Origin of the sequence: Geodermatophilus sp. DSM 44513, from assembly GCF_032460525.1 — a bacterium.
Classification (GTDB): Bacteria; Actinomycetota; Actinomycetes; order Mycobacteriales; family Geodermatophilaceae; genus Geodermatophilus.
The window spans coordinates 2,280,875-2,303,882 of record NZ_CP135963.1 but is presented as its reverse complement, the minus strand read 5'-3'; the positions used below and the strand labels follow the sequence as shown (position 1 = coordinate 2,303,882).

Below are 23,008 nucleotides of genomic sequence, written 5' to 3'. Positions count from 1 at the left end.
GTCCTCCTGTCGGTCGGGTGGGGGTCAGGACCGGGCTGGTTCGGGTAGGACCCCGGTCCCCGGCTCGGTGGCCGCCTGCGCCGGCACGGTCGCGGGTCCCGCGACCTCGGCCGGGACGACGGTGGGCGGCGCCATCGCCGCGGCGGCCGGCAGACCGGCGCCCAGCGGGGCGAAGGCGCGCCCGCCGCCCTCGTAGAACGTGCCGAAGAACTCCACGTAGTGCAGCCGCAGCGCCTGCACCATGGGGCTGAAGGCAGCCAGGGCCAGGTTCAGCGCGTGGAAGAAGACCGCGATCACCAGGCCGAGGAGCAGCGGCGCCTGACGGGCCAGCTCGTTGGCCACGACCGCCAGGTACACCGAGGCCAGGCCCACGGCGGCCAGCCGCAAGTAGGACAGCACGTTGCCGATGGCGCCGATGACCTCCAGCGGCCCGAGCAGCGCGCCCAGCGCCCCGTGCACCACCGAGGTGAGCACGATGCCCACCACCACGGCGGCCACCGCCGGGGGGACCGCGCCGCCGGGCAGGGCCTGGACCGCGACGCCGGCGAGGGCGAACAGGCCGCAGAGCACCAGCAGGGTGCCGAGTCGCTCCGCGACGTGGCCGCCGTGCCGCTCGCGGACCGCCGTCCACAGCCCGAGCAGCAGTCCCAGGACGACGTGGGCCACGCCGACGCCGAGCACGAACAGCAGCAGCGGGGTCAGCGCGTCCGGCCCGCCCCGGTAGAACCACAGCGCCGGCATCCCGAGGGCGTAGCGGCCGAGGTCGCCGAACAGCTCCCCGTACAGGGCGCCGAAGACCACCGACCAGGCGCCTCCGGCGACCAGGATGCGCCCGGCGTCGTCGGCGACCTGGCTGCGGCGGCCCCAGCGCCGCCGGGCCCACCAGCCGATCGCGACCAGGAGCACCCCGTAGCCGACGTCGCCGACCATGATGCCGAACAGCAGCGGCAGTACCACGGCCATCAGCCCGGTCGGGTCCAGCCCACCCTGTCCCGGCCAGGACAGGAAGCCGACCAGCCGCTCGAAGGGCCGGAACAGCCGGCTGTTGCGCAGCAGCGTCGGTGGGGTGCCGACGCGCTCGCGGGCGCGCACCTCGGCGACCACGACCGGGCGGTCCAGGCCGGTGAGCGCGTCGGCGACCGCGGTGACGTGGGCCCGCGGCGTCCAGGCCCGCAGCGCGAAGGTGCGCTCGCCGAGGTCGGCGTGTGCCGCGGCCGCCCGTCGTTCGGCCCGGGCGGCGAGCACGCCGCGGGCCAGCCGCAGCGCCGGCACGGCAGGCGCCAGGGCCTCGCGCACCGCGGCCTCGGCCTGGGCCAGCTCACCGGGCAGTGCCGCCAGCCGGGCCTGCATCGTGGTGACCGTCGAGGCCAGCGACCGGTGCGCGTAGGCCTCCGGCATGGTGACCCGGGCGATGCGGTCGCGCCCCAGCAGGGCCTCCACGTCGGCCGCGGCGGCGCTGGGCACGATGAGCAGGCAGCTGACCGAGCCGCCGTCGACCGCGGCGGTGACCAGCAGGAACCTGTCCCCGAGTGCGTCGGTCAGCTGGTCGCGCAGCTCGCCGGCGACCCGCCCCTCCGGGTCGTCGAGCACCAGGGCGATCGTGGTCAGGTGCAGGTCGGCCAGCTCGGCGTCGGACAGCTCGGCCAGCTCGGGCACCAGGGGCAGCAGTGCGGCGAGTGAGGCGGCGCTGCGGGGCAGCGCGTCGCCCTCGGCGCGCAGCTGCTCCAGCCGGGTCAGCAACCCGTCGGTCCGGTCCTCCTGCTGCCGGACGATCTCGGCGAGGGCGGAGGTGGGCGGCTCGGGCGTCCCCGGCGGGGGCAGCTGCGGGGTCGGGTCGTCAGGGGCGGCCAGCTCCAGCAGCCGCTCGACCCGGGCCAGCAGGTCGGCCACCTCGCGGAGCTCCGGACCGGGTCCCCCGGCGGGCGGGTCGCCGGCCGGTGCGGGCGCGGGCGCGCCACCGGCCGGAGGGGTGTCCGCACCGGCCACCTCCACCGCGCGCAGCTGCTGCAGCCGGCGCAGCACCTCGTCGAGCTGCTCGCGGTGGCCCAGCAGCTCGAGCTGGGTCATGGGCACCAGCACGGTCAGCCCTCCCTGGTGCCGCGCGCCCAGGCGGGGGGACGCGTGGGCGCGACCACGGCCAGCAGGTCCTCGACGTCGGCGTCCAGCCGGGCGGCGGCCTCGGCCCGCAGCCGCTGCGCGCGCCGGGTTCCGGCGGCCCGCAGCTCGGCCGCCCGGCGTCCGGCGTCCTCGACCAGTGCGGCGACGCGGCGGCGGGCCAGCTCGCGCGCCTCGACGGTCGCGGCCTCGGCCAGCTGGCGGGCCTCCGCGGTGGCGCGGTCGACCACGGCGCGGGAGGAGCGGGCGGCGGCCAGCCGCTGCCCGATCTCGTGCTCCAGCTCGCGGACGGCGCGCAGTGACTCGGTGCTCACCGGGTGCTCCCTGGGGTGGACGGGGTGGGGACGGGGTGGGTCGCCCGGGCGGTGGCGCGGCGCCGGGCCCGGGCGCGGGCGCGCTTGAGCCGTGCGGTCTCCTCGCGCTCGCGCTCGTCGAGGGCGAGGGCGATCCGCCGGGCCTCGCTGCGCAGCCGGGGGATGACGACGTGCTCCAGGCCGTTGACCCGGCGGGTGGTGCTGGCGATCTCCTCGGCCAGCCGCCGGACGGTGAGCTCCAGCGCGGCCAGGTCGAGCAGGTCCTGGACCTCCTGCTCGTAGGCGTCGGCGGCGGCGTCGACGTGCGGGTCGACCAGGGTGGTCGCGTAGCCCCGCGCGGCCGGGTCGCGGCGCACCGGCGCGTGCTCGGCGTCGACGACGACGACACCGGCCACCGAGGAGCTGGTCAGCCGCACGCCCACCCGGCCGGTGGCGGCGAAGGACGCGGACGCCACCGCCTCGGTGCCCAGCTCGGCGCGGGCCCGGTCCAGCCGGGCGTGGGCCCGGGCGGCGGTGCGGGACAGTTCCTCCAGCCGCACCAGCAGGGCGGTGCTGCGTGCCTGGAAGGCGCGGACGAGGGCGGCGCGCTTGTCCTGGAGGAGGTCTCGGCCCTGGACCGCCAGGGTGGCCCGACGGCGGCGGGCGAGCAGCTCGCTGCGGGTGGGGGTCGGTGCGTCCACGCGTCCTCCCTGGGCGTCGGTGGGGGACCGGCGTCCGCGCTCTCTTGGACGTAGCACGACAATGCACGAAGTTTGCTTCGCTTGTCAAGCCGTGTCGACGGTGTCCGCGGTCACTGTCCCGAAGGCGGCGAGGAACTGCCGGACGCTGCGCACCCCGTGGCCGGTCCCCAGCACTGCGGACTCCGGGTGGACGGTGTAGCGGTTGCGCCGGCCGACCCGGGTGCGGTGCAGGTGGCCGGCGTCCTCGAGGTCCTGGAGCAGGGTGAGGGCCGCGCGCGGCGTCACGCCGATCACCGCGGCGAGGTCCGGGATGCGCGCGTCGGGCTGGCGGGCCACGGCCAGCAGCATCTGCGCGTGGTGGGTGAGCAGGGTCCACGGCCGGGACCGTCCCGGCCGGGCTGCGCCGCGCCCGGCAGCAGCCGTCGGGGTCGGGTCGGCGACGGGGGGGTCGATCCGCATGTCCACCACCTCGGCGGGACGCCCCCGGCTCCGGTCGGATCGCCAGAAGCGCACCTTGTTGCGCGAGAACTGTTTCGCTATTCTGGGCCTGTCGACGCCGATGCGGAAGGTGGGGACAGCGATGAGCTACCAGTGTCCGTTGTGCGGTCTCCGGTTCGGGCAGCGCACCGTGCTGGAGTACCACGTGCGTGAGGACCACCGGCCGCGCCGGGCCCGGACCCCCGCACCGACGCCTGTGCCCGAGCCGGCACAGGACGCGCCCACCCCCCTGGTCGCACCGTGAGCGCCGCCGCGGTCGCCGCCTTCCTCCGGGACGCGCCCTCCGACTGCCGGTCGCCCGGGTGGCGGCCCGGCGCGCCCGCCACCGGGCCGTGCCCCTCGTCCTGCTGGTGGCCCTGCCGCACCGCGGTGTTCCCCGGGACCGCCCGTCCGACCCCCTGCCGCGGCACCTGCTCGACGAGGCCGCCGCCATCGCCGCCCGGGTGCGGCCGGCGCTGGAGGAGATCGGGGCGACGGGCTCGACCGCCATCGCCCTCCACCGGGATGCCGTGGACCCCGGCGTCCGTCGGCGCCGGGCGGTCCAGGCGGCCGTCCGGGCTGCGGACCGGCTCGGGGCCGCGCTGGTGACCGAGGTCGGCATCGGAGTCGACCGCGACCACCCGGTGCTCACCCCGGACGGCGCCGCGCTGCTGGAGCGCCGGCTGGCCGACTGCCGGGCGCAGCTGGCCGCCCTGCCCCCGGACGGGTTGTTCGACGCCCGGGTGCACCTGGACAGCGAGGTCGCGGCGCTCCGGGTGGTGCTGCGCTCGGCCGAGGTGCTGCCCGTCGACCGCGACGTCCACTGGGTGGAGGTCGGCTGCCGGGTGCGCATCGGCACCCCTGAGGGCCCCGAGACCGTGCGTGTCGTCCACCCCACCGAGGCCGCGCTGGACGCCGAGCGCATCTCGGTGGCCGGCCCGCTGGCCCAGGCCCTGCTGGGGCGGGCTCCCGGTGAGTCCGCCGTGGTGAGCGCCCCGCGGGGGCGTTACCGCGTCGAGGTGCTCGCCGTCGACCCGGGCCTGCCGGCCCCGGGTCCGCTGCCCGCACGGGAGGCGGTGGCGCCCTGAGCGGGACCCCGGCCGGTCGGGTCCGGGCCGAGGTCGCCACGACGTCCTCCACGGGGGCGTCGTCGTCCGGTCGCTGGCAGGGTGGGCGGCATGGCCGAGGACACCCCCGTCGTCGTGGTGACCGGTGCGAACGGACTGGTGGGCGCCGCGGTGTGCCGGGCGCTCGTCGCGCGGTCGGCGCGAGTGCGCGCCATCGTCCGCCGCGCGGGCAGCGCGCCCGCACTCGACGGGGTCACCGAGCACGTCGGTGACCCCACCGACGCGGACCTCGCGCGGGCGGTGACCCGGGACGCCGACGCGGTCGTCACGACGGTCCACCCGATGGGCTCGCCGCGGGAGGTGCAGCACCGGGTGGGCGTCGAGGGCACGCCGGTCCTCGCCCGGGCGGCCCGGGACGCCGGGGTGGCCCGGCTGGTGCACCTGTCCACGGCCGGGGTCTACGACCGCTCGGCCGGCGTCGGGGACGTCGCCGAGGACGGCGCGCTGCTGCCCGAGGGCAGCGGTGACCACCCCGACACCAAGAACGCCACCGACGCCGCGCTGGCGCAGGTCACCGGGCTCACGACCGTGCTGGTCCGGCCGCCGGCGATCCTGGGCGCCGGCGACACGTCGATCTGGAACACGCTGCGACCGCGGGAGATCCGCGACGGGGAGCGCCGGGTCAACCCGCTGAAGAGCTTCGCCTGGGTGCACGTCGAGGACCTCGCGGCCCTGGTGGCGGACGTCGCCACCGGCGCCGTCGCGACCGCCGACGACCCGCGGCGGGGCCCCGTGGCCGGTGGGACGACCCCGGTGATCGTCGCGGGCGAGCCCGCGACGTGGCGGGACTACCTGGGCACGGTGACCGACGCGCTGGGCGTCGCGCCGGAGTGGACCGACGAGCCGGCCTGGACCGGGCGGCTGCTCAGCGACCGGGCGCGCGGGTGGGGCTGGACGCCGCAGGTGGGCCTGGCGCAGGCCATGGACGAGCTGCGGCGTGGCCTGCTGGCGCGCTCCTGACAGACCGGTGTCCTACGGGTGGGGCGTGTGGCGCCAGCATGCCCGCGACCGCCGGACGTCGCGCCTCCGCCGAGTCGACCGGGACCGCCATGTGCCAGGCCAACTGACTGAGTCAGTCAACCGCGATAGGATCAGCGGGTGGGTGCGGACCGCTTGGCGAACCTGGTGGGCGTGGTGGCGCTCGCGGTGGTGGATCGGGTGCGCGAGGCGACCGAGGAGGCCTGTGCGGCCGGTGGCGCCGCTGCGGCCGCGTTGGTACACCTGCAGGCGAACCCCGGCGAGTCCGTGGGCGGGCTGTCGGCCGCCGTCGGTGTCGGGGGTTCTGGCGGTGTGCGACTGGTCGATCGGCTGGTGGAGCAGGGGCTGGTCCGGCGGGTGGTCGGTCCTGGCGGCCGCGCGGTGACGGTGCGGCTCACCGAGGAGGGTGCCCGCACCGCCGACCGGGTCCGGGTCGCCCGCCAGGAGGCGATCGGCTCGGTGCTGGACGGCCTGGACGAGGCCGGTCGGCAGGAGCTGGAGGAGCTGCTCGGCGCGCTGACGGCCTCGGTGTCCGGGCGGGGCGTGCAGTCCCACCGGGCCTGCCGGCTGTGTGACCGCGCCGCCTGCCGGCAGCCTCCGGGCTGTCCGCTGGAGAAACCCGGGACGTCGGCGTGACCGCCGTCGGCCGTCCGGTGCACCGGCCCGCTGCCTGGGCCGTGGTGGCCTCCGGTCTGGCGGTCGTCGCCGTCGCCTTCGGGCTGTCCCGGTACGGCTATGGGCTGTTGCTGCCGCAGATGCGCGACTCCCTGGGCCTGGATCTGGCAGCCCTGGGCGTCATCGGGGCCGGCTCCTACGCCAGCTACCTGGTCGCCTCGCTGGCCGTGTCGCGGCTGGTGGCGCGGTGCGGGCTGCGCTGGACCGTCGTCCTCGGTGGTGCGGCGGCGACCGGCGGCATGCTGCTGTGCGCTGCGGCGACCGGCCCGGTGTCGCTGGGTGCGGGCATCGCCCTGGCCGGCGTCAGCTCGGCGCTGGTCTGGCCGCCCTACATCGCCGCCGTCCAGACCCACCTCGCCGCCGGGCGGCGGCCGGGCGCGCACGGTCTCATCAACTCCGGCACCGGCTACGGCGTGGCCGTGGCCGGTCCGTTGAGCCTGCTGGCGGGCAGTTCCTGGCGGACGGTGTGGATCGTCTTCGCCGTCCTGGCCGCGGCGGTGACCGCCTGGTGCGCCCTCGTGCTCGGCCCGCACCGCCCGCTCGTCGACACCGATGACGCCAGCGCCCGGCTGTGGCCCGTGGCGGCCCGACAGGGCCCCCGGCTGCTCACCACCGCGGTCCTGCTCGGACTCGTGGGGGGCTGTTACTGGACCTTCGGCGTGCAGGCGGCCACCGCAGCCGCTCCCGTCGGCAGCTCCAGCGGCGCGGTGTTCCAGCTGGTGGTCGGCCTCAGCGGCGTTGCCGGCGGCGCCGTCGGAGCCCTCCTCAGCCGCGCGACGCTACCCCGGCTCCTCGGACTGGCGGCGCTGGCACTCGGCGCCGCCTGCCTGCTGCTCACCACCGGACGCGGATGGCTGGTCCTGCCGTCCGCCGCGTTCTACGGCGCTGCCTTCATCGCCGCGATCGGCCTGCTGGTCATCTGGAACACCCGACTGGTGCCCGACGCTGCGGCCACCGGCCTGGCCACCGCCATGCTCGCCATGGGAGCCGGCCTCGTCATCGGACCACCCCTCGCCGGCGCGGCCGCCGACACCTGGGGCACCGACGCCGTCTTCCTCGCCTGCGTCCCGCTGAGCATCGCCGTCGCCGCCCTCTCCCGCGATCCCCGCACCACGCCGGCCTGAGGACCGACGAGGCCACCGCGGACCAGCGACGGAGGCTGCACTCCACTGCGACCCGGACCCGCGCCTGACCGTGGTCGGGAGGAGGCCGCGGCGGAGATCGGCATCCACTGCCGCGCTCAGCCGGTCAGGAGCCTCGGTCCTCGCAGCCGGCCGGCCCCGTCGTGCCCGTCGGCGGTCAGCGCCACGAGTGCTCGGGTTGGTAACCGAGGACGCGGCGTGCCTTGTCGATCGACAGCAGCGTCTCGTGCTGACCGAGCGGTCGGGTGACCGGCACGTCGGGGAACTCGGCGGCGAGGAGGTCCGCGGTCGGCCGGGCCATCACGGTGTCGGCGTTGGCGATGATGAAGACGTCCGCGCCCGGCACGTCGTGGTCCAGGGCGCGGCGCACCGCCTGCGCGCCGTCGCGGGCGTCGATGTAGCCCCACAGGTTCCAGCGCCGCAGTCGGGGGTCGGCGTCGTAGCCGGGGAACTGCGCGTAGTCCCCGGGGTCCATGACGTTGCTGAAGCGCAGCCCGGTCATCGTCAGGTCGGGGTGCCAGCGGCACAGCTGCCGGGCCAGCTCCTCCTCCAGCGTCTTGACCAGCGAGTAGGTGCTGTTCGGCCGGGGGGCGTACTCCTCGTCGACCGGCACGTAGGGCGGCGGCTCGTCGAACGGCAGGCCCAGCACGGTCTCGCTCGACGCCCAGACGACCCTGCGCACCCCGGCCCGCAGGGCAGCGGCGTAGGCGTTGTAGGACGCCGTCACGTTGTTGGCGAAGATCGCCGCGTTCGGCACGAGACCGGGCGCCGGGACGGCGGCCAGGTGCACCAGGGCGTCGACGCCGGAGTGCCGGTCGTCGATCCCGCTGAGCGCCTCGACCGCCTGCCCGAAGTCGGTGAGGTCGACGACCGAGGAGACGACGTCACCCCGCGGGGACGGCACCCGGTCGAGGGCGACCACGTCCCAGCCGTGGGCGAGGAGGTCGGTGACCACCGCCCGCCCGAGCTTGCCGCTGCTGCCGGTGACCGCCACCCGCGCCATGAGGCCTCCCCGTCGATCGGTGTCCAGGTGCCAGCTTGGTGCACCCGGCGACCGGCCACCCCCCGGGGTGGCCGGTCGCTCCGCCCGGGTGGCGTCCTCGCTGCAGACGGGACCCGGGGAGGGCGGGGTGGGTGGCGGGGCGTCCACGGCGGGAGCGGGGGCCGTGCACCGGACAGCACGACAGTGCCCGCGCCTACCCCCGCTCCGGCCCTCGGTCGGACCGAGAGTCCGCCGTGGGCTGGAAGCTGCCGACCCCCTAGGCGGACAGCCGCGGGTAGTCGGTGTAGCCCTCGGCGCCGCCGCCGTAGAACAGGTCCTGGCGCTGCTCGTTGAGCGGGGCGCCGACGCGCAGCCGCTCGACCAGGTCGGGGTTGGCGAGGAAGTCGCGCCCGATGGCGAACAGGTCGCCGTGACCGCTGTCGACGGCGTGCTGGGCGGCCTCAAGCGTCGAGGCGCCGGTGAAGCCCGTCGAGGCGATGACCACGCCGGTGAACTGCTTGGCGATGGCCTCGCCGAAGGACGTCTCCGGACCCTCGGTGATGTGCAGGTAGGCCAGGCGGAGCGGGTCCAGGCCCTCGACCAGCGCGGCGTAGGTGGCCTCGGTCTCGGTCTCGGCGATGTCGTTGAAGACGCCACCGGGGGAGACCCGGATGCCGACGCGCTCCGCGCCGATCGCCTCGGCGACGGCCGTCGCGACCTCGACGACGAACCGGGCCCGGTTCGCGGGCGAGCCGCCGTACGCGTCGGTGCGGACGTTGGTGTTGTCGGCGAGGAACTGGTGCAGCAGGTAGCCGTTGGCGGCGTGCAGCTCGACCCCGTCGAGCCCGGCCTCGCGGGCGCGCCGGGCGGCGTCGACGAACTCGCCGACGACACCGGGCAGCTCGTCGGTGGCGAGCTCGCGCGGCTCCTCGAACGGCTGCATGCCCTCGGGCGTGAACACCTCGCCGGCGGTGGTGACCGGCGACGGCGCGACGCTGCGCTGCCCGGTGATCGAGGTGTGCCCGATCCGCCCGGCGTGCATCAGCTGGGCGAAGACGACGCCGCCACGGGCGTGCACGGCGTCGGCGACCAGGCGCCAGCCGGCGACCTGGGCGTCGGTGTGCAGGCCCGGGGTGTTCGGGTAGCCCTGGCCGACGGCGGAGGGCTGGGTGCCCTCGGTGATGATCAGGCCGGCGCCGGCGCGCTGCGCGTAGTACTCGGCGTTCAGCGCGGTGGGGGCGGTGCCCTCCCCGGCGCGGTTGCGGGTCATGGGGGCCATGACGAAGCGGTTCTGCAGGGTGAACGGGCCGAGCTGGTAGGGCGCGAACAGGTCGGTGCTCAAGACGGGTCCCTCCGTGGTGGTTGTACTCGCAACCACCTGTAAGTCGGGGACCGGCCGGATCCTTCCGTCGCACGGCGTCCGGGCGCGGCGGGGGGTGGGGCTCGGCGCCCTGCCGGCGCCCCGGGCGTCGGGCAGCCGGCTACCGGCGGCGGCTGTCACACCGGGAGGACGTCGTCATGGGACGGGCGCTCACGAGCCTGGCCGGTGCGGGCACCGCGCGGGATGGCGGTCCAGCACCACGACCGGTGTCCGAGGGGCGACAGGCTTCACTCGCACACGGCTGAAGACGAGTGCCCACGGCTGGCACGTGACGCGCAGGTGACGAGCATGTCCGGACGACGGCCCCAACACCCCGTGGAGTGTGCACCGTCCACAGCGACGGCCGACCCGACGGGGCCGTCTGCACAGTGCGTCCGTCCCGGGGCCGCTTCTACTCTCCGGCATCCCGTTCCCCCGGAGGACTCCCATGGTTGCTGTCGGCACGGACGACTTCGCGCTCGCCCGGGTCCCGCGCGAGGCCCGCTACTCATGGCCGTCGGTCGCGGTGCAGCGCTTCGGGCAGGTCTCGGCGCTGAGCCAGTTCCTGCTGGGCTCGGCGCTGGGGTTCGGGATGGGCTTCTGGGAGGCCTTCTGGGCGCTGACCCTGGGCGCGGTCATCCTCGAGATCGTCGCGATCTTCGTCGGCATCATGGGGTGCCGCGAGGGGATGCAGACCTCCTTGCTCACCCGGTGGACCGGCTTCGGGCACGGCGGTTCGTCCCTCGTCGGACTGGCCATCGGGATCAGCCTCATCGGCTGGTTCGGCATCCAGTCCGCGGTGTCCGCTGCTGGCCTCGTCTCGCTGGTCGGCGGACTCCCCGTCTGGGGGTGGTCGCTCGTCTTCGGCCTCGCCGTCACCATGGTGGTGCTGTGGGGCTTCGGCTCGATGCAGTGGGTCGCCTACATCACCGTGCCGGCGTTCCTCGTGCTCGTCGGCTGGTCGATCGTCTCCACGCTGGTCGACCACGATCTCGGCACGCTGATCGCCTCGCCTGCCCCCGGGCCGCAACTGTCCCTGATGGAGGGCACCACGCTGGTGGCCGGCGGGTTCATCGTCGGCGCCGTCATCACCCCCGACATGACCCGCTTCAACCGTTCCTCCGCCGACGTGGTGAAGCAGACCGTCGTGGGCATCACCTTGGGGGAGTACGTCATCGGGCTGTCCGGCGTCCTGCTGGCCCACGCCGTCCAGTCCGCCGACATCATCACCATCGTCACGTCGTCCGTCGGCTGGATCGGGACGCTGGTGATCATCCTCGGCACCCTGAAGATCAACGACTGGAACCTGTACAGCTCTGGCCTCGGGATCGTGAACTTCGTGGGCACGGTCTTCGGCAAGCGCGTCAACCGCGCGGCGGTGACCCTGGCGGTCGGCGTCGTGGGCAGCGTGCTGGCCGCCGGAGGCATCCTGGAGCGGTTCACCGACTTCCTCATCCTGCTCGGCGTCGCATTCCCGCCGATCGCCGGGATCATGGTCGCCGAGTACTTCGTCGTCCGGCGGTGGCGGAATGTGCTGGACGCGACCCGGGAGCGGGGTGCCGTCCCGGACGAGGCGCCGACCTGGGTCCCGGCGACGCTGGTGATCTGGCTGGCGTCCGCCCTCATCGGCCACTTCGTCACCTGGGGGCTGCCGTCGGTCAACTCCCTCGTGGTGGCCTTCGCCCTGTACGTCGTGGCCGGCAAGATCGGCCTGATCCGCGGCGTCGGGATCACCCGGACCCAGGACCTGCAGCAGCAGCCGTCGCCCGCCCCGGTCGCCGAGCCGACAGCCACCTCGTGATCCCCGTACCGCAAGACACATAAGGAGCGCCGTGCGCATCGGCATCGACGTCGGAGGCACCAACACCGACGCAGTCCTCATGCAGGGCTCCACCGTCCTGGCCGCGGTGAAGGAGGCGACCAGCGACGACGTCACCTCGGGCATCGTGGGCGCCCTCGACGGCCTCCAGGCACAGCGGGGATTCGACCCCGCCGACGTCCAGGCCGTGATGATCGGGACGACGCACTTCATCAATGCCCTCGTGGAGGGACGCCGGCTGGCCCCGACCGCGGCCCTGCGCCTCGGCCTGCCCGCCACCGCCTCGCTGCCACCGCTGGTCGACTGGCCGGCGCGGATGGTCGAGGCGGTCAAGGGTCGGTCCTACCTCGCCCACGGCGGCCACGAGTTCGACGGCCGGCACATCTCGGCACTCGACGAGGACGAGCTGCGCCGCGCCGCCGCGGACATGAGCGCACACGGGGTCCGCAGCGTCGCCATCTCCTCGGTGTTCTCCCCGGTGAACACCGAGTTCGAGCAGCGTGCCTCCGAGATCGTGGCCGAGGAGCTCGGCGGGGGTGTGGCGATCTCGCTGTCGCACGAGATCGGGCGCATCGGGCTGCTGGAACGCGAGAACGCAACGATCATCAACGCGGCCCTGCGTGAGCTGGCCACGGGCATCGTCGAGGGGCTGGCGAAGTCGGTGAACGGGCACGGGATCACCGCGCCGATCTACCTCAGCCAGAACGACGGCACCCTCATGGACGTCGACTTCGCCCGGCGGTACCCGGTGGCGACCTTCGCCTCCGGGCCGACGAACTCCATGCGCGGCGCGGCGGTGCTCTCCGGCCTCGACAGCTGCGCGGTGGTCGACGTCGGGGGCACGACCAGTGATGTGGGCATCCTGACCAACGGCTTCCCCCGGGAGGCGACCACCGAGGTCGTCGTCGCCGGCATCCGCACCAACTTCCGGATGCCAGACGTGCTCAGCGTCGGCATCGGCGGCGGCAGCCTGGTCCGCGAGGGCGGCGGGATCACCGTGGGCCCGGACTCGGTGGGCCACCGGCTCACCCAGGAGGCGCTGGTGTTCGGCGGCCGCACCCTGACCGCGACCGACGTGGTGGTCGCGGCTGGCCGCGCGGCCATCGGGGACCCGGACCTCGTCCGGTCGATCGATCCCGACCTGGCCCGCCGGGCCCTGGAGCGGATCGCCGCGGACGTCGCCGACGTCATCGAGCGGATGCGGACCTCCGCCGAGCCGCTGCCCGTGGTGGCTGTGGGCGGTGGCTCGATCCTGCTGCCCGACGAGCTGCCGGGCATGGGCGCCCTCCACCGGCCCGAGAACTTCGCCGTCGCCAACGCGATCGGCGCGGCCATCGCCCAGGTGGGCGGCGAGGTGGACCGCATCTACGCGATCGAGCCCGGGCGCCGCGACGCCGCGGTGGACGAGGCCCGGCAGGAGGCCGTGGACCGTGCGGTGGCCGCCGGCGCCGAGCCGCACTCGGTCGCCGTCGTCGAGTTCGACGAGGTGCCGATCCCGTACCTGCCCGGCAACGCCACACGCATCCGGTGCAAGGCGGTCGGCGACCTGCTGATGGGAGCCTGACGATGCGCACGATCACCGCTGACGACCTCGCCGACCTCGCGCGCGGGGCGGCCGTCCTGGGCACCGGCGGCGGCGGGGACCCGCACGTGGGTCGGCTGCTCGCCGAGGCGGCCCTGCGCGAGCACGGCCCGGTGACGCTGGTGGGCGTCGATGAGGTCCCCGATGACGCCGTCGTCCTGCCCGTCGCGATGATGGGCGCGCCGACGGTGATGGTGGAGAAGCTGCCCTCGGTCGACCAGGTCGGATCAGCGGTCCGGGCCCTGGCCCGCTACCTCGGGCGCACACCGACCCACCTCGCCTGCATCGAGGCGGGCGGGGTCAACTCGACCATCCCGTTCGTCGCCGCCGCCCAACTGGGACTGCCGCTGGTGGACGGCGACGGCATGGGCCGCGCCTTCCCGGAGCTGCAGATGGTGCTGCCGACCCTCGCCGGTGTCGCCGCCACCCCCATGGCGATCGTCGACGAGAAGGGCAACCGGGGGGTGCTCGAGACCGTGGACAACAACTGGGCCGAGCGGCTGGCGCGGACGGCGACCATCGACATGGGCTGCTCCAGCATCATCTCGCTCTACGCGATGAGCGGCGTGCAGCTGCGCGGGGGTTGGGTGGCCGGCACGCTCTCGCTGTGCGACCGGATCGGCCGCACCATCCGGGAGGCGCGGGCCGCACACGATGACCCGGTCGCCGCGGTGGCTGGTGTCCTGGGTGCCCGGGTGCTGCACACGGGCAAGGTCGTCGACGTGGCCCGCCGCACGGCCACCGGCTTCGCCCGTGGGGAGGGGACGGTCGAGGGGCTCGGCGAGGACGTCGGGCACCGGGTGGTCCTGCACTTCCAGAACGAGCACCTGATCGCCGAGCGCGACGGGGGCATCGAGGCGACCACCCCGGACCTGATCATCGTCCTGGAGAGCGACACCGGGGAGCCGATCACCACCGAGGGCCTGCGCTTCGGCCAGCGGGTCAGCGTGCTGGCCGCGCCCTGCGACCCGCGCTGGCACACCGAGGGCGGGCTGGAACTGGTCGGTCCCCGCTACTTCGGCTACGACACCGAACCGGTGCGGGCGGTGCGCGAGGCGGTGGCATGAGCTGGAAGCTGAGCTCCGACCAACTCCCCGACCTGGCCCGCGGCGCGGCGCTGCTCGGCACCGGGGGCGGCGGTGACCCGTTCATCGGCCGGCTGCTGGTCGAGCGCGCCATGGCCGAGACCGGTCCGGTCACCGTGCTCGACCCGGAGGAGGTCGATGACGACGCGCTGGTGATCCCGACCGCGCAGATGGGCGCCCCCACCGTGGTGGTGGAGAAGATCCCCCGTGGGACCGAGCCGGTCGCCGCGTTGCGCGCCCTCGAGCGGCACCTCGGTCGCCGGGCCCAGGCCACGATGCCCATCGAGTGCGGCGGGATCAACTCGATGATCCCGCTGCTCGTCGCCGCCCGGACCGGACTGCCGGTGGTCGACGCCGACGGTATGGGCCGGGCCTTCCCGGAGCTCCAGATGGAGACCTTCTCCGTCTACGGCGTCGCCGGCTCGCCCCTGGCGATCGCGGGCGAGAACGACGAGACCGCGATCATCGACACCGGCGCCGACAACCGCCGGATGGAGTCCTTCGCCCGAGCGCTGACCATCCGGCTCGGCGGCGTCGGCCACATCGCCGAGTACGCGATGAGCGGTGCCGACGTGAAGCGGACCGCGGTGCCGCGCACCATCTCGCTCGCCCTCTCGCTCGGTACCGCGATCCGCGAGGCCCGCGCGGCCCACCACGACGCGGTGGAGGCGCTGCGCACGGCCCTGCGGCCGACCCTCTACAGCCACCTGAGGGTGCTCTTCCGGGGCAAGGTCGTCGACGTGGAACGGCGCACCGTGGAGGGCTTCGCGCGGGGGCGGGTGCGGTTCGCCGCCTCTGGCGGGGACTCCTCCATGGACGTCGAGTTCCAGAACGAGAACCTGGTCGCGACCGTCGACGGCGACGTCCGCTGCCTCGTCCCGGACCTCATCGTGGTGCTGGAGGCGGACACCGCCGAGCCGATCACCACCGAGGGGCTGCGGTACGGGCAGCGGGTGACGGTCGTCGGCATCTCCACCCCCGACCTGATGCGCACGCCGGAGGCGCTGGCCACGTTCGGCCCGGCAGCGTTCGGCATCCGACACCGGTTCGCGCCCGTGGAGGCCACGCCGGAGGACGCCGTCCCTGCCGCTCCCCGCGGCTGACCTGCGCCGACGCCGGGCTGGCACGATCGCCTCATGCCGTGGTCCCCGGGGCTGAGCAGGATCGACGCGGCCGACGTCGCCGCGTTGACCCGGGGCGTGTCCCTGCTCGGTTCCGGCGGGGGAGGGGACGCGGCGACGTTCGCCCACGTCCTGCGCCGCCGGCTGAGGAGCGCGCCGCTGGAGGTCCGGGACCCCGGTGAGCTCGGCGACGCCCTGGTCGTGCCGGTCGGAGTGGTCGGCGCCACGCGGCTCTTCGGCGAGAAGCTGCCCGAGGGCACGGAGTTCGTCATGGCTGTCGGAGCGCTGATCCGGTGGACGGGGGCGCGCCCGGCTGCGGTCATGAGCCTGGAGGTCGGCGGGCTCAACGGGTTGAGCGGTCCTGTGGCCGCGCTGGACCTCGGCCTGCCGTTCGTCGACGCCGACCTGATGGGCCGGGCGATGCCGCGGCTCGACCAGTTCACCTGGGCCGCCTGCGGGCAGCCGGTGACACCGTGCGCGATGCGCGAGCCGGGTGGGCCGACGCTGCTCGTGGACGGCGCCGACGCATCCGGTCTCGAGCGGAGCGCCCGTGCCCTGCTCGCCGAGTCCGGCGGCTGGGCGGCGCTCGCGCTGCCCCCGATCCCGGCGTCCCTGGTGCGGGAGCGTTGCGTGACCGGCGGCCTCGCCCGGGCCTGCGACCTCGGCCGCGTGGCCCTCGACCTGGGGTCGGGCACGCGACCGGAGGCGCTGGCCGGTGCGCTGGGCAGCCGGTTGCTGGCCTCCGGCCGGGTGCTGGACGTCGGTCGGCACGCGGCGTCGGGCGGGTTCGGCCGGGGCAGCGTGACCGTCGTCGACGGCGAGGACTCCGCCGTGGTGCGGCTGGAGGCGGAGAACGAGTACCTCCTGGCGCTCCGCGACGGTGAACCGGTCGCGACCTGCCCGGACCTGCTGTGCGTGGTGGACCGGCGCACCGGCGTCCCGCTGGCGGTCGACGAGGTCCGCCCGGGCAACGAGGTGCTCGTGCTCGCCCTTCCGGGTCCCTCCTGGTGGCCGGAGCGGGGCCGGTTGGACCGGGTCGGGCCGCGGGCCTTCGGCATCGACGCCGAGCCGATCCTGATCGGGCAGCCGTGAGCCCGCCAGCGGGGGAGGCGACCCTGACCGCGGTCCTGCACGTGCCCGAGTGGACGGGCGTGCGGGTGCTGGCCGGCCTGACCGACGATGCCGGCGCGCGGCAACTCACCGGTGTGGTCATCGTGCCGGCCGCGGAGGTGCCCGAGGCCGCCATCGCCGGGCGGCTGCTGGTGGTCCTGCACGAGGTCGACCGGACCGACTGGCGGCTGGATGTACTGGTCCGCCGGGCCCGGGCCGCGGGAGTGGCCGCCCTGGTGCTACCCGGGACGGAGCCGGTGGGCTGGGCGACGGCGGCGCTGGCCGACCGGGTGGGCCTGCCGGTCCTCGGGAGCCCGGCGCCGCTGGAGGCCGGTCTGGCCGCACGTCGTCTGCTCGGTCGCACCGGTGAGGTGCAGGCACGGCAGGTGCTGCGGACGGTGGCCGCGTGCCGGCGCGCAGGGCGAACCGTCGAGGACCTGGCCCGGGAGGTCACCCGAGTCCTGCGCCGACCGGTGGCACTACTGGACCGCAGCGGGCACGTGACCGTCGGGGACGTGCCCGGTGCCGACCGCGCCGCCCTGGCCGCGGCGCTCGGGAGCCGCAACCCGGCGGAGGACGCCCGGCTGCCCCTTCCGTCGGGGGTCGTGGTCCTTGCTGCGCCGGTCGTGGTGCCGGGGGGCGAGACGGCGGCCTGGGCCGCGGCGACTCTCCCCGAGGCGCCCGCCGCAGAGGAGGCTGCGGTCGCGGCAGCGCTCGCGGTCGCGGCCGTCGGCTTCGGGCACCGCCTGGCGGTCCGCCGCCTCACCTCGGAGCGGGACGCCCGTAGCCGGACGTCCCTGCTGGGTGAGCTGCTCAATGCCGGGGGCGCGGCCAGCGCGGCGACCCGGCGCCGCGCGGTGGCGGCGGGGTGGCCGCTGGAAGGGTGGCACACCGCCGTCCGCATCGCCGCCCAGCGTGAAGTGGACACCGTCGGCCTGCGCGGCGAGGTCGTCGCGGCGCTGGCGGCCCAGGACGTCCGCGCGGTCGTCGTCGAGTCGGGTGACGGCTGGTCGGCCTGGACGACGACGACGCACGAGCCCGGCGCCGCCGACGTCCAGGCGCACTCCGCGAAGCTGCGCCGCTCGCAGCGGGACCTCGCGGTGGTCGTGGAGACGCAGGTGGGTGTGGGACGGCCGCACCCCGGCCTGGCTGGCCTGACCCGGAGCCTCGCCGAGGCCGCGGACGCCTGCCGGCTCGCCGCGAGCCGCCCCCACACCGGCCGGTTCGTGCAGGTGGACCAGCTGGGGCTCGCCCAGCTGCTGCTGGCCTGGACCCGGACCGACACCTTCCAGCCCGCGGCGCGGTCGCTCCTGCAGCCGCTGGAGGACCAGCCTGGGGACCTGCTGCACACCCTCGGCGTCTACCTCGACGCGGAGTCCTCGGTGGCCGAGACGGCCGCCGTGCTCGGCGTCCACCGCAACACCGTCGCTGGCCGGATGGCCCGCATCCAGCAGCTGCTCGCCGTCGACCTCGCCGACGCCGAGCAGCGGCTGGCCCTGCACCTGGCCTGCCGCACCATGGGCGTGGCGGCCGACCGGGAGGCGCCGCAGGACGGCTGAGTGCGCTCGGGTTGGATCTGGTCTCCAGGGGTCGAGGCGCGCCGCAAGCTCCCGGTGCCCGATGACGACCGGACCCCACAGCTGTGACGCCGTGGAGGTCGACTCGGTGTCCGAGGGGGGACTTGAACCCCCACGCCCGATAAAGGGCACTAGCACCTCAAGCTAGCGCGTCTGCCATTCCGCCACCCGGACGAGTGCGCGCCCACACTACCCGACCACCCCTGCCGGTCCCGGCACCCCCGGTCAGGCCGGCGCGACCGCGACGCGGCCCCGCCCGGCCCGCTTGGCGTCGTAGAGGGCGGCGTCCGCGGCGGTGTAGAGGCCGTGCACCTCGCCGGCCGGCGCGGGCAGGTGCGCCACCCCGACGCTGATCGACACCGGCAGCCGGGTGCCGTCGGGCAGGGTCAGCGGAGCCGACCGGACGGCGTCGAGCAGGGCCCCGGCCCGCCGTGCGGCGACGTCGGCGCTGCAGCTGCGCAGCAGCACGGCCAGCTCGTCACCGCCGAGACGGGAGAGCACCGCGTCGTGGTCGCGCACCTGCTCGCGCAGCACCGCGGTCAGGTGCACCAGCACCTCGTCGCCCACCGGGTGCCCGTGCACGTCGTTGATGGTCTTGAACGCGTCGACGTCGATGAGCACCAGCGCCGTCCCCGGGCCGGCCGGCGCGCTGCGCAGCGCCTCGGTGAACACCCGCCGGTTGACCAGGCCGGTCAGCGCGTCCACCCCCGCCTGCTCCCGCAGCGCGGCGACCAGCCGGGCCTGCCGGTCGGCCGCCCGGTGCAGCACCACCGCCAGCACGACGAGCACCGCCCCGGAGAACACCAGGTCGGTGAGCGCCTGCTCCACCGGCAGCAGCAGCAGCACCGTCCCGGCGTCGGCCGCCAGCGCCGCACCGGTCACCAGCACCACCCCGCCACCGTGCAGGTGGGACGCCGCCCACAGCACCGGGAAGGTGAGGAAGGCGAACGCGGCCGCCGACGTGTCGTCGGTGAGCACCCGCAGCAGGCAGACCAGCAGCACGCCGCCCAGCGCGGTGACCGCCCCGCCGCCCAGCCGGTCCAGCCGTCCCGGCGGCACCCCGTGGTGCACCGCGGCCGCGGCGGCCAGCAGCAGCACGACGGTCCAGGACACGGCCTGGGTCGCGGGACCCGACCCCGGGGCCTCGACCACCGTCCACGCGGCGACCGCCACCGAGCTGAACAGCAGGATCAGCACCGCGCTGCGGGCAGCCGCCAGCGGGTCCCGGGACCTGACGGTCATGGGCAGCAGACCTCCGGTGTGGCCGACCGGGCCGCCACGCCGCGCCCCGGTCCGCGGGGGAGGATGGCACACCACCGCCCCGCCCGGCCAGGTCCAGGACGGACCTGCCGCCTACGCTCCCCAGGTGGAGACCACCCCGCTGCGCCAGGCCCAGGACGAGGTCGCGGAGCTGCTGAGCGACCTGATCCGGATCGACACGACCAACACCGGTGACACCGCCACCGGCAAGGGCGAGCGGGCGGCGGCGGAGTGGGTCGCCGGCAAGCTCGACGAGGTGGGCATCGACTCGGTCATCCACGAGTCCGAGCGGGGGCGGGCCAGCCTGGTCGCCCGCATCCCCGGGCAGGACCGCAGCCGGCCGGGGCTGCTCGTCCACGGCCACCTCGACGTCGTCCCCGCCGACCCGGCCGAGTGGAGCGTGCACCCGTTCTCCGGCGAGGAGCGCGACGGCTTCATCTGGGGCCGGGGCGCGGTGGACATGAAGGACATGGACGCGATGACCCTCGCGCTCGTCCGCGACTGGGCGCGCACCGGCGTGCAGCCGCCGCGCGACGTCGTCCTGGCGTTCGTCGCAGACGAGGAGGCCGGCGGGAGGCTCGGCGCCAAGTACGTCGTGCAGGAGCACCCCGACCTGTTCGAGGGCTGCACCGAGGCGATCAGCGAGGTCGGCGGGTTCAGCATCACCGTCCGCGACGACCTGCGCCTCTACCTCGTGCAGACCGCGGAGAAGGGCCTGGCCTGGATGCGGCTCACCGCCAGCGGGAAGCCCGGCCACGGCTCGTTCGTGCACGACGACAACGCCGTCACCCGGCTGTGCCAGGCCGTGGCCCGGCTGGGGGAGGCGCGGCTGCCGACGACGCTGACCCCGCCGATGCGCCAGTTCCTCGCCGCCGTCGAGGACGCCTACGGCATCGAGATCGACCCCGACGAGCCGGAGCAGGCCCTGGCCCGGCTGGGCAGCATCAGCCGGATGATCGGCGCGGCCCTGCGCAACACGGTCAACCCGACGATGGTGCAGGCCGGCTACAAGGCCAACGTCATCCCCGGCACCGCCAGCGCCACCGTCGACGGCCGCTTCCTGCACGGGCACGAGGAGGAGTTCGACCGCCAGCTGGCCGGCCTCATCGGCGAGGGCGTGCAGCGCGAGTGGCTGGTGCACGACCAGGCCGTGGAGACGACGTTCGACGGCCCCCTGGTCGACGCGATGGTCGCCGCGCTCAAGGCCGAGGACGACGGCGCCCGCCCGGTGCCGTTCACCATGAGCGGCGGCACCGACGCCAAGAGCTTCGAGCGCCTGGGCATGCGCTGCTTCGGCTTCTCCCCGCTGCGGCTGCCGGCGGACCTGGACTTCGCCTCGCTGTTCCACGGCATCGACGAGCGGGTGCCGGTGGAGTCCCTGCGCTTCGGCATCCGCGTGCTGGACCGGTTCCTGCGCGCCTGCTGAGCGCGCCCGCGGCGCAGCGGCCGTGGTCTGATGCAGCGGTGACCGCGCCCGCCCCCCGCCCCGGTTCCGTCGCCCTGGTCACCGGGGGGACCGGCGGCTTCGGCCGCGCCCTCGCCGCCAAGCTGCTCGCCGGGGACGTCCGGGTCGTGCTGGCCGACCTCGACGGCGACCGCGCGCGGGCCACCGCGGCCGACCTCGGCGCGGAGTTCGAGGCCCTCGACGTCACCGACCGCGCGGCCAACGCCGCCGTCATGGAGCGGGTCGAGGCCCGGCACGGCCGGCTGGACGCCGCCTACCTCAACGCGGGCATCTCCGCGGCCAAGAGCGAGGACGAGGTCGACCTCGACGAGTTCCTGCACGTGGTCGACGTCGACCTGTTCGGCGTGGTCTACGGCGCGCTCGCGGCGCGCCCGGCGATCCGGCGGGCCGGCGGCGGCGCCATCGTCGTCACGGCGTCCCTGGCCGGGCTGTCACCGATGGCCACCGACCCCGGCTACAGCGTCGCCAAGGGCGGGGCGATCGCGTTCGTGCGCTCGATGGCCCCCCGCCTGGCCCGCGAGGGGACGACGATCAGCGCGATCTGCCCCGGGTTCGCCGACACCGCGATCATCGACCGGATCCGCGACCAGTTCACCCAGGCCGGCTTCCCGGTGCTCACCGCCGAGGAGGTCGCCGACGCGATGGTCGCCGCCTGGACCTCGGGGGAGCCGGGCGCGGCCTACGTCGTCCAGCCGGGGGTGGGCACCGTGCCCTACCGGTTCAAGGGCGTGCCGGCCGCGCGGACGCAGAGCGGGGAGACCGCCGTCGTCCCGGAGGCGCTGCGGCCACCGTCGATGCGGTGACCGTCAGACCGGATCGGCGCGGCAGGCGTACACGAACGCCGGGGGCACGTTCCACGGGGTGATCGTCTGCTGCACCGACGCGAAGCGGCGGCGCAGCTCGCCCCGGACGAACGGCGAGTACTGCAGCACCAGGAGCACCCCGCCAGGCGCGAGGGCGGCCGGGAGCAGGTCCAGCACCCGGCGGCGCAGCCCGGCGTCGAACGAGGTGAACGGCAGCACGCAGACCAGCACGTCGGCGCGCTCGTCGCCCAGGTGGGCGGCGAGGTTCTCCGCGGAGTCGCAGACGACGGTCAGCCTCGGGTCGTCGTACCGGCCCGCGAGCAGCGCGGCCAGGTCCGGGTCGATCTCCAGCGACACCAACCGGGCGCCCGGGCCCAGCCGGGCGAGGACCTCCCCGGTCTGCACGCCGGTGCCCGCGCCCAGCTCCACCACCAGGCCGGCGCGCCCCAGGTCGGCGAGGTCGAGCATGTCTCGGACCGCCCAGCGCGAGGTGGGCAGCACCGCCCCCACCTGCCGGGGGTGGGCCACGAAGGCGCGCAGGAAGCGGAACCGGTCGCTCAGGGTGTCTCGCACGTCGTCCTCCCCGGCCCTCCGGGGAGCGGCTGGCCGCGACGACCCTGGCACGCCGGGAGCCCGCCGTCGACCGCGCCGGGCCTCAGATGTGCGGTCCGGGCAGGTAGGACAGCCGGGCCCGGCGGCGCAGGACCACCTTGCGGGTGCCGTCGGCGTGCAGCTGGAGCCGGGCCAGCTCCCAGCCGCCGGTGTCGGCCTGCAGGCTCAGCATGGTCGCCGCCGCGGACCGGGACGTGCCCGGCGGGATCCGCAGCGGCGCGAACTCGTACTCCCCGGCGACGGCCTCCATCCGACCGATTGTGCACGCCAGGGGCCCGCCGGTCACGCGACCGCCCCCGACCGGGGCCCCCGCCGACCATGCGACCCGGGGCGGCAGGATCGGGCCGCACGACCGAACCCGACGACGACCGACCCCGACGACACGGAGGACGACGTGACCGCCCCCGGCAACGACGTGCCCGACGCCGACCACGCCGAGCAGCAGGCCGCCCTGGACCCGCCGGCCGTCGCCTCCGCCGGCGAGGCCACCCCGCCGGCGGGCGAGGTGCCCGAGGCCGACGCGCTGGAGCAGCAGCTGGCCGCCCGGCCCGGGGAGGCCGGCGGCCCGCGGGGTCCGGTCGGGGACCGGGAGGCCGACCCCGCCGACGTGCTGGAGCAGCAGGCCGACGTCCCCGTCGACGAGGACGACGCCCCGCTGTAGCCCCGCGCCCCCGGTCGACGGCTTCCGCGTGCCCGCCGGTCAGGTTAGGCTCACCTAACAGGA

22 protein-coding genes and 1 tRNA gene are annotated in these 23,008 nt (G+C 75.4%); 13 read left to right on the top strand and 10 right to left on the bottom strand.

The genetic code is table 11. The features are described 5' to 3' along the window. Positions 1–24: 24 nt before the first annotated feature. From RTG05_RS11165 to RTG05_RS11150, 4 genes are all read right to left on the bottom strand, one after another. Positions 25–2,079, bottom strand: coding sequence for a V-type ATP synthase subunit I (locus RTG05_RS11165; protein WP_315912551.1), 2,055 nt, complete (start codon positions 2,077–2,079; stop codon positions 25–27). A 2-nt stretch (positions 2,080–2,081) separates the two neighbouring features. Continuing rightward, positions 2,082–2,429 (bottom strand): hypothetical protein, encoded by a 348-nt coding sequence (locus RTG05_RS11160; protein ID WP_315912550.1) that lies wholly within the window; start codon positions 2,427–2,429, stop codon positions 2,082–2,084. After that, positions 2,426–3,109, bottom strand: a complete 684-nt coding sequence (locus RTG05_RS11155) for a V-type ATP synthase subunit D (RefSeq protein ID WP_166528687.1) — start codon at positions 3,107–3,109, stop codon at positions 2,426–2,428. The genes RTG05_RS11160 and RTG05_RS11155 overlap by 4 nt, the downstream gene beginning before the upstream one ends. Before the next feature lie 84 nt (positions 3,110–3,193). Further along, positions 3,194–3,568, bottom strand: coding sequence for a MarR family winged helix-turn-helix transcriptional regulator (locus RTG05_RS11150; RefSeq protein WP_166528686.1), 375 nt, complete (start codon positions 3,566–3,568; stop codon positions 3,194–3,196). Between the two features lie 371 nt (positions 3,569–3,939). Between RTG05_RS11150 and RTG05_RS11145 the strand changes: the two genes are divergently transcribed. The 4 genes from RTG05_RS11145 to RTG05_RS11130 all read left to right on the top strand — a co-directional run bounded on the left by RTG05_RS11145 (position 3,940) and on the right by RTG05_RS11130 (position 7,490). Continuing rightward, complete coding sequence (locus RTG05_RS11145) at positions 3,940–4,674, top strand: GreA/GreB family elongation factor (RefSeq protein ID WP_166528685.1); 735 nt, start codon at positions 3,940–3,942, stop codon at positions 4,672–4,674. Between the two features lie 90 nt (positions 4,675–4,764). After that, the gene (locus RTG05_RS11140; protein ID WP_166528684.1) at positions 4,765–5,673 is read left to right on the top strand and encodes an NAD-dependent epimerase/dehydratase family protein; all 909 of its coding nucleotides are present in this window, start codon (positions 4,765–4,767) and stop codon (positions 5,671–5,673) included. A gap of 138 nt (positions 5,674–5,811) precedes the next feature. Next, a complete protein-coding gene (locus RTG05_RS11135; RefSeq protein WP_166528683.1) occupies positions 5,812–6,327 on the top strand; it encodes a MarR family winged helix-turn-helix transcriptional regulator in 516 nt (171 codons plus the stop codon). Next, complete coding sequence (locus tag RTG05_RS11130) at positions 6,324–7,490, top strand: MFS transporter (protein ID WP_166528682.1); 1,167 nt, start codon at positions 6,324–6,326, stop codon at positions 7,488–7,490. Before RTG05_RS11135 ends, RTG05_RS11130 begins: the two co-directional genes overlap by 4 nt. A gap of 175 nt (positions 7,491–7,665) precedes the next feature. Here RTG05_RS11130 and RTG05_RS11125 read toward each other — a convergent pair whose 3' ends face one another. Further along, positions 7,666–8,511, bottom strand: a complete 846-nt coding sequence (locus RTG05_RS11125) for an NAD-dependent epimerase/dehydratase family protein (protein ID WP_166528681.1) — start codon at positions 8,509–8,511, stop codon at positions 7,666–7,668. Positions 8,512–8,767: 256 nt separating this feature from the next. Next, positions 8,768–9,832: an alkene reductase gene (locus RTG05_RS11120; protein ID WP_166528680.1), complete on the bottom strand. Its 1,065-nt coding sequence runs from the start codon at positions 9,830–9,832 to the stop codon at positions 8,768–8,770. A 466-nt stretch (positions 9,833–10,298) separates the two neighbouring features. On the opposite strand from RTG05_RS11120, the gene RTG05_RS11115 reads away from it, so the two are divergent. From RTG05_RS11115 to RTG05_RS11090, 6 genes are read left to right on the top strand one after another with little or no spacing between them, the layout of a single operon-like run. After that, a complete protein-coding gene (locus tag RTG05_RS11115) occupies positions 10,299–11,651 on the top strand; it encodes a purine-cytosine permease family protein (protein WP_166528679.1) in 1,353 nt (450 codons plus the stop codon). A 31-nt stretch (positions 11,652–11,682) separates the two neighbouring features. Then, the gene (locus RTG05_RS11110) at positions 11,683–13,233 is read left to right on the top strand and encodes a hydantoinase/oxoprolinase N-terminal domain-containing protein (RefSeq protein WP_166528678.1); all 1,551 of its coding nucleotides are present in this window, start codon (positions 11,683–11,685) and stop codon (positions 13,231–13,233) included. A 2-nt stretch (positions 13,234–13,235) separates the two neighbouring features. Continuing rightward, on the top strand, positions 13,236–14,318 hold the full coding sequence (locus RTG05_RS11105; RefSeq protein ID WP_208104908.1) for an S-methyl thiohydantoin desulfurase family protein: 1,083 nt from the start codon (positions 13,236–13,238) through the stop codon (positions 14,316–14,318). Next, positions 14,315–15,439, top strand: coding sequence for an S-methyl thiohydantoin desulfurase family protein (locus RTG05_RS11100; protein ID WP_166528677.1), 1,125 nt, complete (start codon positions 14,315–14,317; stop codon positions 15,437–15,439). Before RTG05_RS11105 ends, RTG05_RS11100 begins: the two co-directional genes overlap by 4 nt. A 33-nt stretch (positions 15,440–15,472) precedes the next feature. Continuing rightward, positions 15,473–16,549 carry a DUF917 domain-containing protein gene (locus RTG05_RS11095; RefSeq protein ID WP_166528676.1) on the top strand — a complete coding sequence of 359 codons (1,077 nt, stop codon included), beginning with the start codon at positions 15,473–15,475 and terminating at the stop codon, positions 16,547–16,549. Next, on the top strand, positions 16,546–18,126 hold the full coding sequence (locus RTG05_RS11090) for a PucR family transcriptional regulator (protein WP_208104907.1): 1,581 nt from the start codon (positions 16,546–16,548) through the stop codon (positions 18,124–18,126). The genes RTG05_RS11095 and RTG05_RS11090 overlap by 4 nt, the downstream gene beginning before the upstream one ends. A 107-nt stretch (positions 18,127–18,233) precedes the next feature. Here RTG05_RS11090 and RTG05_RS11085 read toward each other — a convergent pair. Together RTG05_RS11085 and RTG05_RS11080 are read right to left on the bottom strand one after the other, a co-directional pair. Next, positions 18,234–18,318: transfer RNA gene (locus tag RTG05_RS11085), tRNA-Leu, on the bottom strand. Between the two features lie 51 nt (positions 18,319–18,369). Continuing rightward, positions 18,370–19,386, bottom strand: a complete 1,017-nt coding sequence (locus RTG05_RS11080; RefSeq protein ID WP_166528675.1) for a GGDEF domain-containing protein — start codon at positions 19,384–19,386, stop codon at positions 18,370–18,372. 124 nt (positions 19,387–19,510) lie between these two features. Between RTG05_RS11080 and RTG05_RS11075 the strand changes: the two genes are divergently transcribed. After that, complete coding sequence (locus RTG05_RS11075) at positions 19,511–20,830, top strand: M20/M25/M40 family metallo-hydrolase (protein WP_166528674.1); 1,320 nt, start codon at positions 19,511–19,513, stop codon at positions 20,828–20,830. A 38-nt stretch (positions 20,831–20,868) separates the two neighbouring features. Continuing rightward, complete coding sequence (locus RTG05_RS11070) at positions 20,869–21,672, top strand: SDR family oxidoreductase (RefSeq protein WP_166528673.1); 804 nt, start codon at positions 20,869–20,871, stop codon at positions 21,670–21,672. A gap of 3 nt (positions 21,673–21,675) precedes the next feature. Here the strand turns inward: RTG05_RS11070 and RTG05_RS11065 are convergent, their stop codons facing one another. Then, positions 21,676–22,245 (bottom strand): class I SAM-dependent methyltransferase, encoded by a 570-nt coding sequence (locus RTG05_RS11065; RefSeq protein ID WP_166528672.1) that lies wholly within the window; start codon positions 22,243–22,245, stop codon positions 21,676–21,678. Positions 22,246–22,327: 82 nt separating this feature from the next. Further along, positions 22,328–22,534, bottom strand: a complete 207-nt coding sequence (locus tag RTG05_RS11060) for a DUF5703 family protein (RefSeq protein WP_166528671.1) — start codon at positions 22,532–22,534, stop codon at positions 22,328–22,330. Between the two features lie 144 nt (positions 22,535–22,678). Between RTG05_RS11060 and RTG05_RS11055 the strand changes: the two genes are divergently transcribed. Next, on the top strand, positions 22,679–22,945 hold the full coding sequence (locus tag RTG05_RS11055) for an Rv3202a family protein (protein ID WP_166528670.1): 267 nt from the start codon (positions 22,679–22,681) through the stop codon (positions 22,943–22,945). The last annotated feature ends 63 nt before the right edge of the window (positions 22,946–23,008 follow it).

Coding starts and splice junctions, on each gene's coding strand:
- RTG05_RS11105 (WP_208104908.1), top strand. CDS start 13,236: ATGCGCACGATCACCGCTGACGACCTCGCCGACCTCGCGCGCGGGGCG.
- RTG05_RS11125 (WP_166528681.1), bottom strand. CDS start 8,511: ATGGCGCGGGTGGCGGTCACCGGCAGCAGCGGCAAGCTCGGGCGGGCG.
- RTG05_RS11095 (WP_166528676.1), top strand. CDS start 15,473: ATGCCGTGGTCCCCGGGGCTGAGCAGGATCGACGCGGCCGACGTCGCC.
- RTG05_RS11150 (WP_166528686.1), bottom strand. CDS start 3,568: ATGCGGATCGACCCCCCCGTCGCCGACCCGACCCCGACGGCTGCTGCC.
- RTG05_RS11060 (WP_166528671.1), bottom strand. CDS start 22,534: ATGGAGGCCGTCGCCGGGGAGTACGAGTTCGCGCCGCTGCGGATCCCG.
- RTG05_RS11140 (WP_166528684.1), top strand. CDS start 4,765: ATGGCCGAGGACACCCCCGTCGTCGTGGTGACCGGTGCGAACGGACTG.
- RTG05_RS11080 (WP_166528675.1), bottom strand. CDS start 19,386: ATGACCGTCAGGTCCCGGGACCCGCTGGCGGCTGCCCGCAGCGCGGTG.
- RTG05_RS11115 (WP_166528679.1), top strand. CDS start 10,299: ATGGTTGCTGTCGGCACGGACGACTTCGCGCTCGCCCGGGTCCCGCGC.
- RTG05_RS11100 (WP_166528677.1), top strand. CDS start 14,315: ATGAGCTGGAAGCTGAGCTCCGACCAACTCCCCGACCTGGCCCGCGGC.